Annotated in this window: 14 protein-coding genes; 9 read left to right on the top strand and 5 right to left on the bottom strand. The window is 66.8% G+C overall.

Annotation, left to right across the window (positions count from 1 at the left end; translation table 11 throughout):
- Positions 1–51 precede the first annotated feature (51 nt).
- On the top strand, positions 52–1,527 hold the full coding sequence (locus NWF22_RS03835; RefSeq protein WP_160900551.1) for a cobyric acid synthase: 1,476 nt from the start codon (positions 52–54) through the stop codon (positions 1,525–1,527).
- A 58-nt stretch (positions 1,528–1,585) separates the two neighbouring features.
- Here NWF22_RS03835 and NWF22_RS03830 read toward each other — a convergent pair whose 3' ends face one another.
- From NWF22_RS03830 to NWF22_RS03815, 4 genes are read right to left on the bottom strand one after another with little or no spacing between them, the layout of a single operon-like run.
- Complete coding sequence (locus NWF22_RS03830) at positions 1,586–2,005, bottom strand: carboxymuconolactone decarboxylase family protein (protein WP_160900552.1); 420 nt, start codon at positions 2,003–2,005, stop codon at positions 1,586–1,588.
- On the bottom strand, positions 2,002–2,889 hold the full coding sequence (locus NWF22_RS03825) for an NAD(P)-dependent oxidoreductase (protein WP_160900553.1): 888 nt from the start codon (positions 2,887–2,889) through the stop codon (positions 2,002–2,004). The genes NWF22_RS03830 and NWF22_RS03825 overlap by 4 nt, the downstream gene beginning before the upstream one ends.
- Positions 2,886–3,632 (bottom strand): SDR family oxidoreductase, encoded by a 747-nt coding sequence (locus NWF22_RS03820; protein ID WP_160900554.1) that lies wholly within the window; start codon positions 3,630–3,632, stop codon positions 2,886–2,888. Before NWF22_RS03820 ends, NWF22_RS03825 begins: the two co-directional genes overlap by 4 nt.
- A 53-nt stretch (positions 3,633–3,685) precedes the next feature.
- A complete protein-coding gene (locus NWF22_RS03815) occupies positions 3,686–5,152 on the bottom strand; it encodes an aldehyde dehydrogenase (RefSeq protein WP_160900555.1) in 1,467 nt (488 codons plus the stop codon).
- A 64-nt stretch (positions 5,153–5,216) separates the two neighbouring features.
- Here NWF22_RS03815 and NWF22_RS03810 point away from each other — a divergent pair, with 64 nt between their 5' ends.
- The 8 genes from NWF22_RS03810 to NWF22_RS03775 all read left to right on the top strand — a co-directional run bounded on the left by NWF22_RS03810 (position 5,217) and on the right by NWF22_RS03775 (position 12,156).
- Entirely contained in the window at positions 5,217–5,798 is a 582-nt protein-coding gene (locus tag NWF22_RS03810; protein ID WP_160900556.1) for a TetR/AcrR family transcriptional regulator, read from the top strand.
- Positions 5,799–7,034: a cytochrome P450 gene (locus tag NWF22_RS03805; RefSeq protein WP_160900557.1), complete on the top strand. Its 1,236-nt coding sequence runs from the start codon at positions 5,799–5,801 to the stop codon at positions 7,032–7,034.
- Positions 7,034–7,867: an SDR family oxidoreductase gene (locus tag NWF22_RS03800; protein WP_160900558.1), complete on the top strand. Its 834-nt coding sequence runs from the start codon at positions 7,034–7,036 to the stop codon at positions 7,865–7,867. The genes NWF22_RS03805 and NWF22_RS03800 overlap by 1 nt, the downstream gene beginning before the upstream one ends.
- On the top strand, positions 7,867–9,210 hold the full coding sequence (locus tag NWF22_RS03795; RefSeq protein ID WP_160900559.1) for a cytochrome P450: 1,344 nt from the start codon (positions 7,867–7,869) through the stop codon (positions 9,208–9,210). Before NWF22_RS03800 ends, NWF22_RS03795 begins: the two co-directional genes overlap by 1 nt.
- Before the next feature lie 6 nt (positions 9,211–9,216).
- The gene (locus NWF22_RS03790; RefSeq protein WP_160900560.1) at positions 9,217–9,411 is read left to right on the top strand and encodes a ferredoxin; all 195 of its coding nucleotides are present in this window, start codon (positions 9,217–9,219) and stop codon (positions 9,409–9,411) included.
- Between the two features lie 15 nt (positions 9,412–9,426).
- The gene (locus tag NWF22_RS03785; RefSeq protein WP_160900561.1) at positions 9,427–9,969 is read left to right on the top strand and encodes a Cif family virulence factor; all 543 of its coding nucleotides are present in this window, start codon (positions 9,427–9,429) and stop codon (positions 9,967–9,969) included.
- A gap of 8 nt (positions 9,970–9,977) precedes the next feature.
- The gene (locus NWF22_RS03780) at positions 9,978–11,246 is read left to right on the top strand and encodes a hypothetical protein (protein ID WP_160900562.1); all 1,269 of its coding nucleotides are present in this window, start codon (positions 9,978–9,980) and stop codon (positions 11,244–11,246) included.
- 67 nt (positions 11,247–11,313) lie between these two features.
- Positions 11,314–12,156 (top strand): SDR family NAD(P)-dependent oxidoreductase, encoded by an 843-nt coding sequence (locus tag NWF22_RS03775; protein WP_258321415.1) that lies wholly within the window; start codon positions 11,314–11,316, stop codon positions 12,154–12,156.
- 15 nt (positions 12,157–12,171) lie between these two features.
- Here NWF22_RS03775 and NWF22_RS03770 read toward each other — a convergent pair whose 3' ends face one another.
- A complete protein-coding gene (locus NWF22_RS03770; protein WP_160900564.1) occupies positions 12,172–13,944 on the bottom strand; it encodes an HNH endonuclease in 1,773 nt (590 codons plus the stop codon).
- Positions 13,945–14,030 lie beyond the last annotated feature (86 nt).

Below are 14,030 nucleotides of genomic sequence, written 5' to 3'. Positions count from 1 at the left end.
CTGATTGTCGAGTTTACTGATCGAGACCGGTTTGTGGGTGAGGAGTTCTCGATGGCGGGCATCTTGATCGCGGGAACCACCAGCGACGCCGGCAAGAGTGCGGTGACAACCGGATTGTGCCGGGCGTTGGCGCGCCGTGACGTCCGGGTCGCGCCGTACAAGGCGCAGAACATGTCGAACAACTCGATGGTCGCCATCTCGCCGGACGGTGACGGGGTGGAGATCGGTCGGGCCCAATGGGTCCAGGCGCTGGCGGCGCATGCCACCCCGGAGGCGGCGATGAATCCGGTGCTGCTCAAGCCGGGCAGCGATCGCCGCAGCCATGTCATGTTGATGGGTCGGCCGTGGGGCGCGATCGACTCGTCGGACTGGCTGGAGGGACGGCGCGAACTCGGGCGGGCCGCCCACGCGGCTTTCGACGATCTCGCCGCCCGCTTCGACGTGGTGGTCGCCGAGGGCGCCGGCAGCCCCACCGAGATCAATCTGCGAGCGGGCGACTACGTGAACATGGGCCTGGCGCGGCACGCCGTGTTGCCCACGGTGGTCGTCGGCGACATCGACCGCGGCGGGGTGTTCGCCGCGTTTCTCGGCACGGTGGCGTTGCTGTCGCCGCAGGATCAGGCGCTGGTCGCCGGCTTCGTGGTCAACAAGTTCCGCGGCGATCCCGAACTGCTCGCCCCCGGACTGCGCGACCTCGAACGGGTCACCGGCCGTCGCGTGTTCGGCACGCTGCCGTGGCATCCGGACGTCTGGCTGGATTCCGAGGATGCTCTCGACCTGCAGGGCCGTCGGACCACCTCGGGCAATGTCCGACGGGTCGCGGTCATCCGCCTGCCGCGGATCAGCAACTTCACCGATGTCGATGCGCTCGGTATCGAACCCGACCTCGATGTGGTGTTCGCATCGGATGCCCGGTCGCTGGCCGACGCCGACCTCGTCGTGCTGCCGGGCACGCGGTCGACCATCGCCGATCTGGCGTGGCTGCGCGACCGCGGACTCGATCGGGCCATCACCGGGCATGCGGCCGCCGGCAAGCCCGTGCTGGGCATCTGCGGCGGCTTCCAGATGTTGGGCCGCACGGTTCGTGATCCCGGGGGTGTGGAGGGGTCGCCGACCACGGTGGCGGGTCTGGGCCTGCTCGACGTCGAGACGACGTTCGGTGCGGCCAAGGTGCTGCGGCTGCCGCACGGCAGCTGGCGTGGGACGGCCGCGGCCGGCTACGAGATCCATCACGGCCGCATATCCCGGGGCTCGGGGGTCGAGGAGTTCCTGGGCGGGGCGCATGCGGCCGGGGTGTACGGGACGATGTGGCACGGGTCGCTGGAGGGCGACGAGTTGCGGCGCACGTTTCTCCGGGAGGCATTGGCGCTCAGCCCTTCCGCGGTCTCGTTCCCGGCGGCGCGGGAGCAGCGGCTGGACGTCCTGGGGGATCTGGTGGAGAAGTTCGTCGACGTCGATGCGCTGCTCGAACTCGCCACCGCCGGGGCACCGACGGGCCTCCCGTTCCTTCCGCCGGGGGCGCCGTGAGCGCGCTGCGGCGGCGGGTGTGGGGGCCGGGCCGTCAGTGCGGCGACCCGCGGTGCGACTACCGCTGCTGCTGCGCCGCCCGATGCTTCGCGATCACCTGACCGAACATGAAGTTCATCTTGGTGCCCAGCGGCCAGCCCACGTAGTAGCAGAGGAACAACGCGATTTCCTCGAGTTGCTCGGGGGTCAGTTCGTCGTTCGTGAGCGCAGCGCCGGCCTGGATCTCGGCGACGTCGATCTGCCCGCCCGCGGCGAGCGCGCCGAGCAGCAGCAGGCGACGGTCGCGGATCGACAGGCCTTCTCGGGTCCACACCTCGCCGAACACCTGATCGCAGGTGTGGGCGAAGAAGTCGCCCGGCCCGTCGGACATCTCCCAGCCGTACACCTTCGACATCATGTCGAGGCCCTTCTGACGCCGAGGATCGGTGGTCTCGTTCGCGGAGGTCTCGTCTGCGGTGGTCTCGTCTGCGGTGGTCATGGTTGTTCCCCTTCCTGATGTGGCACACCGAGTTCTGCGGCGAAGTCGCGTAGTGCGATCTCGCCGAGCGGGAGGTCGACGCCGAGTTCGCGACCCAGTTGCAGTGCCAGGGCGAGGTCCTTCTCGCCGAGTCCCCGGACGGGGATCAGCACGTCGTGCCAGAAGTCGTCGGGCGGCACGTCGGCGGTGGTGTCGCGGAGCATGATCGCGCCTGGTCCACCGGTGATCGCGTCGGTGTGCCGAACCACCTTGCCGAGCTTGGTGATGTCGATCCCGGCGGCCTCGGCGAGGCGGGAGGCCTCCATCGCCGCGGTGAACGCGACGAAATGCATCAGGTTGCGCGCCAGTTTCATCGTGGTTCCGGCACCCACATCGTTGCCGGCGTGGACGAGCATGTCCGAGACCGCCGAATAGGGTTCTTTCAGCCGCAGGTATGCCGCTCGGTCGCCGCCGACCATGATGGCCAGGCGACGCTGTTCCGCACCCGCCGCCCCGCCGGAGATCGGTGCGTCGAGCAGGGTGACGCCCTGCTCGGCGCATTCGGCGGCCAGGTCGGCGGCAGTCTGCGGGCTGATGGTCGAATGCACGGCGATGATCGTTCCGCGCGTGGCGGTGTCGAGTAGGCCGCCGTCACCGGAGACGACCGTGCGCACCTGGTCGTCGTTGAGCACGCAGATGCCGATGATGTCGGCATGGGCGGCGAGATCGGCCAACGATGTCGCGGCGGTGGCACCCTGGTCGACGAGCTTGGCCACGGCGTCTGCGGAGATGTCGAACACCGTGAGACCGCCAGACCAGGCGGCGAGGCTCGCGGCCATCGGCCCGCCGATGTTGCCGAGACCCACGTAGCCGAGCCGAATCCGGCCGACGTTGCCGTCGCTCATGAGCGGATGACCTGCCCGCCGTCGACATTGAAGATCTGCCCGGTGATCCAGCCCGCCTCGTCGGACAGCAGGAACAGGCACATGCCCACCAGGTCCTCGGGCGTACCGAAGCGCTTGAGCGGCAGGCGGTTGACGATGTCGGCGACCATCTCCTTCGGCGTGGTGGAGCGGGTGGCCTCGGTGTCGATGGGGCCCGGGGCGATGGCGTTGACCCGGATGTTCTGGCCGCCGAGTTCGGTGGCGAGTTGCTGGGTGAGTCCGTTGACCCCGACCTTGGCCAGACCGTAGAAGCCGCTGTAGAGCCATGCGGCGGTGGAGGACTGGTTGACGATGGCGCCGCCGCCGGTCATGTGGGGATATACCGCGCGGGTCACGTTGAGCGCCCCGTCGAGGTTGACGCTCATGAACTTCTTGTAGTAGTCCCACGGCACGGTGATGAGGAAGTCGAGCTTCATGCCGCCGTAGATCGCGGCGTTGTTGACCAGGCCGTCGATCGTGCCGTAGGCATCGACGGTCGCGGCGGCGAGTGCCTGCGCGGACTGCTCGTCGGCGACGTCGGTGCTGACGTAGAGGCCGTTGATGTCGGCGGCGACCTGCTTGCCGGCCTCGTCATTCAGGTCGGCGACGACGACGTTGGCGCCCTCGGCGGCCAGAGCGCGGGCATAGGCCTCACCGATACCGCCGGCGGCGCCGGTCACGATGACGGTTTTGTCCTGGAAGCGATTGCGGGTGTCGGAAGTCATTGTGCTGCTTTCTGTTGTGGTGGCACTCTGCGAGATCGAGATCACGTTTCCTTTCACGCCGGCGTGGCCACGGCCTTGGATTCCAGGTACTCCTCGAATCCCGCGACGCCCATCTCACGACCGATCCCGGATTGTTTGTAGCCGCCGAACGGGACGTCGGCGGCGTACCAGATGCCGCCGTTGACGCCCATGGTTCCGGTGCGAACGCCGTTGACCACCTTGTCGATCCGGTCCGGATCGGTACCCCACACGGCACCGGACAGGCCGTACGGTGAGTCGTTGGCGATCCGGATGGCGTCGTCGTCGCCGTCGTGAGGGAGGATCACCAGGACCGGCCCGAAGATCTCCTCCTGCGCGGCCCGCGCCGAATTGTCCAGCCCAGAAATCAACGTCGGTTCCACGAAGAAGCCTGTGTCCTTGTCGGACGGCCGCCCGCCGCCGATCTCGATGGTCCCGCCCTCCTCCTTCGCAATTGCGATGTAGGACTCGACCCGCTCGCGCTGGGCGGCCGAGATCAGCGGTCCGCAGATCGTGCCGGCATCGGTCGGGTCCCCGGCGGGCAGCCCGGCCAGCGCGTCCTTCGTCGCCGCGATGGCTTCGTCGAGCTTCCCGCGCGGCACCAGCAGGCGGGTGGTGATGGCGCAGCCCTGTCCGGCGTGCGTCACCACGTTGAACGCGGCCATCGCGCAGGCCGACGCGATGTCGGCGTCGTCGAGCACGATGAACGCCGACTTTCCGCCCAACTCCAGGAAGACCTTCGTCAACGATTCGGCGGCTCCGGCCATCACCTTCTTACCGGTCGCGGTGGAGCCGGTGAACGAGACGAGGTCGACACGTGGGTCGGTGGACAGCTGAGCGCCCAGCGCGTGGTCGCTGGAGGTGACGATGTTGATCACGCCGGGCGGGAAGTCGGTCTCCTCGGCGATCACCTTCCCGACCAGCGCTGCGCACCACGGGGTGTCCGGCGCGGGTTTGAGGACCACGGTGCAGCCCGCGGCCAGCGCGGGTCCGATCTTGGCGAAGTTGATCTGGTGTGGGAAGTTCCACGGGGTGATCGCGCCGACCACGCCGACGGCTTCGTGCCGGATCTCCCGAGTGTTTTTGAGTCCCATGGGTTTCGCCACGCCGAGGTCCTGCGTCCAGAGATAGGACTCGGCGAGGTCGGCGAAGTAGCCGAGGTCGGTGACCGGACCTTCGAACTGCGGTCCGGCGGTCAGGAACGTCGGGCAGCCGACCTCGGCCACGGTGAGTTCGCGCAGCTCGTCGCGGTGAGCGAGCAGGGCGTCGCGCAGCTGCCGCAGGCACCGGGCGCGGAAGGCATGGTTGCGCGACCAGTCGGTGGTGTCGAAGGCGCGCCGGGCCGCGGCGATCGCCGCCTCCATGTCGTCGGCGGTCGCGTCGGCCGCCTGTCCGAGGACTTCCTCGGTGGCCGGGTTCACGACGCCGAACGTGCCGCCGGCGCCGGGGGTGAGCTTGCCGTCGATCAGCAACTCAGAGGATGAGGCTGGGCGTAGAGACATGGTCTGGAACTCCATCTGGACAGGTGTCTGGACTCGCGTTCAAACCTAGTGTAGCCTCGCTCACATGTCCAGTCCCGTATCCCAGGAATCCACCCGACGCCGGCTGACGCAGCAGCAGGCCGAGACCGTGACGCGACTGACCGACGCCGCGGTCGACGTCTTGAACGCCGACGGATTCGACGGGCTCACGGTGCGGACCGTCGCCAAGCTCGCCGGGGTGGCCCCGGCCACCGCCTACACCTACTTCTCGTCGAAGAGTCACCTTGTGGCCGAGGTGTTCTGGCGTCGGCTGAGCTCGGGTGTGGCCGAGCCGGATCTCGCGATGCCCCCAGCCGAGCGGGTGGCACAGGTGTTGCGGGAGGTGTCGATGGTCGTCGCCGGGGAGGGGCAACTCGGCGGTGCGGTCACGATGGCGTTGCTGGGTACCGACCCCGACGTGGAACATCTGCGGCTACGGATCGGCGGGTTCATCCGCCGGCGACTCGCCGAGGCGCTGGAGGTGGACCCGGAGAACCCGGGCCCGCTGCTCGATGCGCTGGAGATGATCTACGCCGGTGGCCTGGTCCACGCGGGAATGGGCCACATGTCCTACGAGCAGACGTCGGAACGCCTTGTCGCAGCTGCACATCTACTGATGGAGAAGTGAGTGACCGAGACAGCCACGCGCGCGGGGATGGAACACCTCGTCCCCTTCGACCCGTACGCCTACGACTTCCACGAGGACCCGTACCCGACCTACGCCCGGCTGCGTCGCGAGGCGCCCGTCTACTACAACGCGGAGATGAACTTCTGGGCGCTGGCCCGGCACGCGGATGTGCGTGCCGGATTCCGTGACAGCGTCAACCTGTCGAACGCCTGGGGGGTGTCAATGGACCCGTCGTCGTACGGGCCGGACGCCCACAAGTCGATGTCGTTTCTGGCCATGGACGATCCCAAGCACATGCGCATCCGCAAACTGGTGTCGAAGGGCTTCACACCGCGACGGGTCAACGACCTGTCGGAGCGCATCACCGCGCTGACGCGACAGCATTGGAGCGCCTGCCTCGACAAGGGCGAGTTCGACTACGTGGCCGACTTCGCCGGACTGCTCCCGATGGACGTGGTCTCGGAGCTGTTGGGGGTCCCGGAGGCCGACCGGGCATTCCTGCGAAAGCAGTCGGATCTGTTGCTACACCGCGAAGAAGGTGTGCTCGACATCCCCGAGGCGGCCGTCTACGCCTACATCGAACTGCACAAGTACTACGGCGACCTCATCGCGGATCGTCGCAAGAATCTCGGTGACGACCTGGTGTCAGCGCTCATCTCCGCCGAGATCGATGACGAAACCGGCGCGAAGGCCAGGCTGTCCGACGACGAGATCGTCGGGTTCATGGTCCTGATGGTGGTCGCCGGCAACGAGACGACCACCAAATTGCTGGCCAATGCGCTGTATTGGGGATGGCGCAACCCGCACGAATTGGCCAAGGTGCTCGCCGAACCGCAGGTCGTGCCCGATTGGACCGAAGAGACACTGCGCTATGACAACTCGACGCAGCTGGTGTTGCGCAAGGTGGCCGCCGACGTCACCTACGGCGATCTGACGATCCCCGAAGGCGACCGGGTGCTGCTGCTCGTCGGGTCGGCCAACCGGGACGAGGACGTCTTCGAGGATGCGAGCAGCTACCGCATCGGCCGCGACAGCAGCCAGGCGCTGATGAGTTTCGGCTTGGGCACACACTTCTGTCTCGGCGCACATCTGGCGCGACTCGAGGCGAACATCGGGCTCGACGCGGTGGCCCGTTCCATCACGGGAGTCGACATCGACATCGACAACGCCGTCCGGGTCCACTCGGTGAACGTGCGCGGGTTCGCCGAACTCCCGGTGACAGTGCAGGTGCGCTGATGGCATTCATCGCTCACCCAGAACGCAGGCCCGTCCTGGTCGCCGGCGCATCGTCGGGTATCGGCGCCGCCACCGCCGAATATCTGGCGGCCGCGGGATATCCGGTGGCAGTGGCCGCCCGGCGGGTGGGTCGGCTGCAGGAACTCGCCGACAAGATCACCGCTGCGGGCGGTGAGGCCGTCGCGGTGCCGTTGGATGTGACCGACGAGCAGTCCGTGCTGGATTGTGTCGCCAAGGCGGAAGCTGCGCTGGGACCCCTCGAGATCGTGGTGGCCGGCGCCGGGGATCTTGCCGTCGGTCTGTCGTACGAATCGGGGCCGGATGAATTCGCCGACCAGGTCAACATCCATCTCAACGGCGCCTACCGGCTGTATCGGGCCGTGATCGGCGGCATGATCGACCGCGCGCGTGGCGATGTCGTCTTCATCGGCTCCGATGTGGCGATCCGTCCGCGACCGTGGTCGTCGGCGTACGTGGCGGCGAAGTCGGGTATCGACGGACTGGTCGCCACCATCCAGCTCGAACTAGAGGGCACCGGCGTGCGGGCCGGCGTGGTGCGCCCGGGCCAGACGCTGACCGGGATGGGGATGAACCTGGACCCGGCCACCACCGAGAAGATGCTCAACGACTGGATCAAGCACGGCCTGGCCCGTCACGGCAACTTCCTCTCGCCCGAGCACATCGCCCAGGCGGTGTCGGCGATGGTGACGATGCCCCGCGGCGCGCACATGCGTTCGGTGGAGGTGGAGGCCGAGGGCGCCATTCCGTGCGCGAAACGTGCACAGACCCCGGATCGTCCACAGACGCCGCCAGAATCGAAAGGACACGAGTGATGACCGCTCTGACCAAGCCCAAACGTGTCTCCGGTGGAGACGGCGAACACGGACACCTCGACGAACTGGCCTCCGATCCCATCGGCCTGTTCTGGCGGGTGCGGGAAGAATGCGGGGACGTCGGACAGTTCCAGCTCGCCGACCGCGAGGTGGTGCTGGTATCCGGTGCACTGGCCAACGAGGAGTTCTTCCGCGCGCCGGAGGAAGACCTCGATCAGGCCGCGGCCTACCCGTTCATGACCCCGGTGTTCGGCGAGGGCGTCGTCTTCGACACCAGCCCGGAAGAACGATCCAAGGCGATCCACAATTCGGCGCTCAAGGGCCCGCACATGAAGCAGCACGCGGTGACCATCCCGAACGAGGTGGAGCGGATCATCGCCGGCTGGGGTGACGAGGGTGAGATAGATCTACTCGAGTTCTTCGCCGAGCTGACTCTCTACACGTCGTCGGCCTGTCTGATCGGGCGCAAGTTCCGCGAACGATTGAACGGCCACATCGCGCACCTGTTCCACGATCTGGAGAAGGGCACCGACCCGATCGCCTACGTCGACTACAACGCCGACATCGAGAGTTTCCGCAAACGGGACGAAGCGCGTGCCGAGTTGGTGGAGTTCATCCAGGGAGTGATGGACGAGCGGATCGCGAATCCGACCGAGAACAAAGAGGATCGCGATCTCATGGACGTGTTGGTCCAGGTCGGATTCGACGCCAACACCATCACCGGCATGTTCATCTCGATGATGTTCGCCGGCCACCACACCACCTCGGGCACCGCGGCGTGGACGCTCATCGAGTTGCTGCGCAACCCCGACTACATGGGTCGGGTGTACGCGGAGCTCGACGAGATCTACGGCGACACCCCGGCCGGTGAACGGCCCGAATACACCTTCGCCCACACTCGGCAGATGCCGCAGTTGGAGAACGCACTTAAGGAGGCGCTGCGGCTGCACCCGCCGCTGATCATCCTGATGCGCATGGTGCGCAACGACTTCCACATCGAGGACTTCGAGGTCACGGCCGGTCAGTCCATTGCAGTGTCGCCGGCCATCTCCAATCGGTTGCCGGAGGACTTCCCGGAACCGGACACCTTCGACCCCGATCGCTACGAGAAGCCCCGGCAGGAGGACCTCGTCAACCGCTGGACCTGGATTCCGTTCGGCGCCGGGCGGCACCGTTGTGTCGGTGCGCAGTTCGCGATCATGCAGCTCAAGGCGATCTTCTCGGTGCTGTTTCAGAACTACGAGTTCGAGATGCTGCAGCCGTCGGAGACCTACCGCAACGACCATTCCAAGATGGTCGTGCAACTGCAGCAGCCGTGCCGGGTGAAGTACCGGAGGCGGTGACCGCTGATGCGTGTCGAAGTGGACCTGGACCTGTGTCAGGGGCACGGGATGTGCGAGATGGAGGCGCCCGACGTCTTCCGGGCGCATGCCGATCACGTCGAGATCCTGCAGAGGGAACCCGATGAGAGCCGGCGGGCCGAGGTCGAGGCTGCGGTGACCTATTGCCCGACACAAGCCCTGAAGATTGTCGACGACGAGTGAGTGGAGATCCCCGAGATGCCTTTTGATCGTGCCGAACTGGAAGAGATGAAGCAGCGATGGTTGGACGCCAACATCGAGGCGGAGAAGGCCGGCGACTGGAAACCCCTTGCGGAGTTCTACACCGAGGACGCCACCTACGGGTGGAACTATGGCCCGGACAAGGATTTCATGGCCGTCGGCCGCGACGAGATCCGCGACATCGCGTTGGGCCAGGAGATGGAAGGCCTCGAGGGGTGGGAGTATCCGTATCAGGCGTGGGTGATCGACGATCAGACCGGCGACATGATCGGCTTCTGGAAGCAGGTGTACAACGGCAAGCGTGAGGACGGTAGCAGCTACGCGCTCGAGGGTATCCAGGGCAGTTGGTTCAAATACGGCGGCAACTTCCAGTTCTCGTGGCAGCGTGACTTCTTCGACTACGGCAATGTCTCTGCGCTGTTCATCGAGATGCTGAAGAACAACGCGATGAGCGACGGGATGCTCAAGCGGATCGAGAAGGCCACGGGTGATCAGCCCGGCTGGTATCCGTTCGGCAAGGCGCCCGTGAAGTTCTGGTGAGCTGACACATGACTCATCCAGCGCCGGCCTATCAAGGGCTGAGTCACCAACAGCTGGCGGTCCTTGTTCCCGAGCTATTGCTGTCGGGTCAGTTGATCGATCGCAGCGGGATGGCCCATCTGATCAGTGCGTTCGGTCGTGAGGTGATGGGCCAGGTCGCCATCGAGGAATGGATGGCGGCCAGCCCCGTCTACACCCAGCGCATGCGGTCTGCGCTGAGGATCGACGGCGACGGTGTCGAGGATATGTTCAAGTGCCTGCAGCTCGACATCGGCGCGCCGCCGCAATTCATGGACTTCCGCTATGAGGTGACAGACAAGTACCACGGGTCGTTCTTCCTGCAGCACTGCGGCGCGCTGATGGATGTGGAACCGATGGGCGACGACTACGTCACCACGATGTGTCACGACATCGAGGACCCGACATTCGACGCGACGGCGATCGCGACGAACCGTCGGGCGCGCATTCGTCCGATCCACCGGCCGCCGCGACGGCCGGAAGGTCGCACACCGCACTGTGAGTGGACGGTGACGATCGAGGACGACCGTGACGAACTGCCGTTACCGTCCGACGCGCAGGAGATGTTCGGCACCCGAGCCGGGACGGTGGCGCTCACCCCCATCGACGGGTCGGCGACAGACGGACTGGTCGACTATCGGGGGCCGCTCCGGGCAGATCTGCAGTTCCGCGAGTGGTCGCACACCGCGCTGGCCCGGATCGCGGAGGAGATCGCCCTGCAGCACCAGTTGTTGTCGCTCGGCTTCCTCTGGTCGGTTCGTCGGCATGCGACCGATGAGGCCCAGGTGCGCGAGATATACCGCAAGCAGTTGACCGGCATCGCGGGGTTGTCGGCCGATCGTCTGCGGCGGGCGCTGATGTTGGGTGCCGATGCGTCGGCCCTTGCGACGGTGATTAACCTGCATCCGGTTCTCGGTCCGCTCGCCTACACCGGGGTGGCTGCCGAGGTGCGGGGTGACGACGTCGTCGTTCGGGTGCCGACCGAGTCGGATGCGGTCGTCGACGGCGGCTGGATCGCGCTTCTCGATGCCGACCACGTCGAACCGCTGCAGGCGATCGCGACCGCGGTGGACGCGTACTGGGCGGTGTCGTCGGCAACCGCTGCCGACGGTGCCACCGAGTTCGTGATGAGCAGAGGGGATGCCGCGCACCGGGAGTCGGGGGAGGTGGCGATCGCGCGATTCAGTTCGGGCGCCGACTTCGAGTTCACCGACCGCGGGCGTTCGATTCCGATCACGCCGGTGGGTAGCGGTGTCTGATGACCCCGAGTCGGTGACCGCCCTCTGGCCGGCGGTGGGGGACCTGAGTCTCTCGGGTCGCGTCGCCGTGGTGGCCGGCGCGACACGGGGGATCGGCCTGTCAGTGGCCTATGCGCTCGCCGGGTGTGGTGTGTCGGTGGTGATCAACGGTCGCGATCCGGTGGCGGTCGACGAGACCGTCACCGAGATCCGTGGCGGTGGTGGCTATGCCGTGGGCGTCATCGGGTCGGCCGGCGATGACGGCGTGGCCCAGAAGATGGTCGATGCGGCGCTCTCGGAGTTCGGGGCGCTCGACGTCGCCATCAACTGTGCCGGCATCGCCGAACCGGCGGGATCGACGATTCTGTCGATCAGCGCCGAGGAGTTCCGTGACCAGCTCGACGCACATCTGATGAGCGCATTTCATCTGGTGCAGGCCGCGGGCCGGGTCTTCGCCGAACAGGGGACCGGCTCGATCGTCCTGACCGGGTCGGCGGCGTCGCTCGGGATGTTCGGGGGTAGTGGCTACCCGGCGGCCAAGGGCGGGGTCAACGCCCTTGCGCTGGCCGCTGGTGCCGATCTCGCCGATCGCGGTGTGCGGGTCAACGTGGTGATGCCGGGCGCGAAGTCGCGGTTGTCGAGCGGTGACCACTACGTCTCCCACATCGAGAGCCTGCACCGCCGGGGGATTCTGGACGAGCTCACACGTGACGCGGCCCTCGATCCTGCGCCACCCGAGTACGTCGCCGCACTGTATGTGTTCCTCGCCAGCGATGCCGCGCGGGGGATCACCGGTCAGGTCTTCACCGCCGCCGGCGGATTCATCGGACGATATGAACCGCAGCAGGCGTCGTTCATCGCCTACCGCGATCACAAGGACAATGCGCCATACACGCTGGCCGAACTCGCCGAACTGCTGGGTGACGGCTGAACTCGGGGCGCGCCCTCACCGCGGGTGGGTGATGATCGTCTGCCCGGTGCGCAGGTTGGTCCACGTTACGGTGCGGTCGGTGTGCATGGTGGGTATCCACGGCCCGTCGTGTTTGCGGTCGTGGTCGGGGCGGCAGAGCGGGATCAGGTTGTAGGGCACGGTCCAGCCGCCGGCCAGCGGGTCGGCATGGTTGAACTTGACCAGATGGTCGAGTTCACATGTGTCGGACGGCCTGTTGCAGAACGGATATCGGCAGCGGTGATCGAGATAGAGGATCTCGGCCCGCAATGCGGCGGGCGGTGCGTAGGTCAGGGCGCCGGGCGGCGGATTGCCAAAGCCGCCGTGCCCGCTCGGGTCGATCGGCGGTGCCGGCGACCGGTTGCCGAGCAGCACGAGACCGCTGGTGGTGCGGCGTTCCGGCATGGCCGGTGCGGTGAGGATCTGCGCCTGCGGTGCGACTCGTTCGGCGTGGGCGGGATCGATTGCGCCGTAGCCGGCGAGCCGGGTGACGTCTCGGCCGGTGGGGTCGACGTACAGTGTGTGCCGAGACGGTGCGGTGGTGGGGTCCTCGTCGTCATCGGAGTCTGTGTTGTCGGCGGAGGCAGCCGTGTCGTTGTTGGAGGCAGCCTCGTCGGCATCCCCGGCTGTGACGACTGCATCGACGCCTGCGTCGGTGGGTTCGTCGGCGTCAGCAGGGATATCGGTGGCAATGTCGGAGGTCTGCGGCGCCTCGGCGTCGAACGTGGCGTCGGCAGGTTGCGGCATTTCTACGCCGCGTCCGCGATTGCCGCGCGTGCGGGTCTTGGCTGCCGGGCAGGTGTCGAGTCCACATCGGCAGCGCAGTTTCGCGCCGGGCGCGCCCTGGATTTCGGCGAGCGCTTCGACGCGTTGTTGCCCGAGGGTCCGTGGGTCGAGGCGACACACCCGTCGTTTGAGCATTCGGGCAATACGGTCGCGGAGATGAACGCCGTGTTCTGCGGGCATGCATGCGTCCACGTTGACATGACCGTGGGCGTCGTCGGTGATGGTGACGTTCTGCCACGCCTCGCCGAATTCTTCGCGGATGTTCTCGGCGCGGTCGGGATCGAGTTCGATCAGGGCTTCGTTGAGTTCGTCCCGTAGCGCCGGGTCGGTGGATGAGCGCTGCGCGAGATCGAGCGCAAGGTCCTCGAAGGTGATCGGCTCGGCGTCCTCGTCCTGGCCGTCGGCGTCATCCTCGGTGTCGCTGCCCTGGTCGTCGGCTCGGTCACCGCCGGGAGTGTCGGCATCGGCGTCAGCCTCGACGTCGTCGGGCAGGTCGTCGAAGGTGGGCTGATCGGGGAGGTCGGTCGCATCGGTGTCGCTGTCGAGAGCTTCGTCGTCGGCGTCGGCCCACCGATCCCGTAGGTCGCCTTCGGGGGCGTCTTGCGCGGATGCGGCCAGGAGTGACATGCGGTGGATGCTGTGCTTGCCGGCCAGGAACTGTGCCCGGAACTTGGGGAGCGTGGCGAGTTGGTCGCCGAGGGTTATCCATTTGGCGGCCTTGGATCGGGAGATCCGCAGCTGTAGCGACACTTCCCCGAGTGCGGCCTTCTCGGCAGTGGAGTGGGAGGCCGGTCGGCCATTGCGTCCGCCGCTGTTGAGGCGCTCGGTGTAGGTGCGCCGCCCGATCTCATGTGCCGCCAACACCGCGAGGGCGCCGGCCTGTTGACTGAGTCGAAGGGCTTCGCGTGCATGGTCACCCAACGGTGCGGTGTCGGCCGAGGCGATCAGCGCCTCGTCGGCCACCGGGTCGGTGTAGGTGAACATGTGCGTCCTTCGCGGTGTGCGGGTCGGATCGGCTGCGGGAATCGAACTGGTACCAGGATATCGGGCTGGTCTGACAGGTTTCGTCC

Source organism: Gordonia mangrovi (assembly GCF_024734075.1).
Lineage (GTDB): Bacteria > Actinomycetota > Actinomycetes > Mycobacteriales > Mycobacteriaceae > Gordonia > Gordonia mangrovi.
The sequence above is the reverse complement of the archived record's forward strand: the minus strand, read 5'-3'. Positions and strand labels throughout refer to the sequence as shown.

Excerpts from the sequence above, each read along its gene's own strand:
- NWF22_RS03835 (WP_160900551.1), top strand. The coding sequence starts at position 52 with ATGGCGGGCATCTTGATCGCGGGAACCACCAGCGACGCCGGCAAGAGT.
- NWF22_RS03830 (WP_160900552.1), bottom strand. The coding sequence starts at position 2,005 with ATGACCACCGCAGACGAGACCACCGCAGACGAGACCTCCGCGAACGAG.
- NWF22_RS03825 (WP_160900553.1), bottom strand. The coding sequence starts at position 2,889 with ATGAGCGACGGCAACGTCGGCCGGATTCGGCTCGGCTACGTGGGTCTC.
- NWF22_RS03820 (WP_160900554.1), bottom strand. The coding sequence starts at position 3,632 with ATGACTTCCGACACCCGCAATCGCTTCCAGGACAAAACCGTCATCGTG.
- NWF22_RS03815 (WP_160900555.1), bottom strand. The coding sequence starts at position 5,152 with ATGTCTCTACGCCCAGCCTCATCCTCTGAGTTGCTGATCGACGGCAAG.
- NWF22_RS03810 (WP_160900556.1), top strand. The coding sequence starts at position 5,217 with ATGTCCAGTCCCGTATCCCAGGAATCCACCCGACGCCGGCTGACGCAG.
- NWF22_RS03800 (WP_160900558.1), top strand. The coding sequence starts at position 7,034 with ATGGCATTCATCGCTCACCCAGAACGCAGGCCCGTCCTGGTCGCCGGC.
- NWF22_RS03795 (WP_160900559.1), top strand. The coding sequence starts at position 7,867 with ATGACCGCTCTGACCAAGCCCAAACGTGTCTCCGGTGGAGACGGCGAA.
- NWF22_RS03790 (WP_160900560.1), top strand. The coding sequence starts at position 9,217 with ATGCGTGTCGAAGTGGACCTGGACCTGTGTCAGGGGCACGGGATGTGC.
- NWF22_RS03785 (WP_160900561.1), top strand. The coding sequence starts at position 9,427 with ATGCCTTTTGATCGTGCCGAACTGGAAGAGATGAAGCAGCGATGGTTG.
- NWF22_RS03780 (WP_160900562.1), top strand. The coding sequence starts at position 9,978 with ATGACTCATCCAGCGCCGGCCTATCAAGGGCTGAGTCACCAACAGCTG.
- NWF22_RS03770 (WP_160900564.1), bottom strand. The coding sequence starts at position 13,944 with ATGTTCACCTACACCGACCCGGTGGCCGACGAGGCGCTGATCGCCTCG.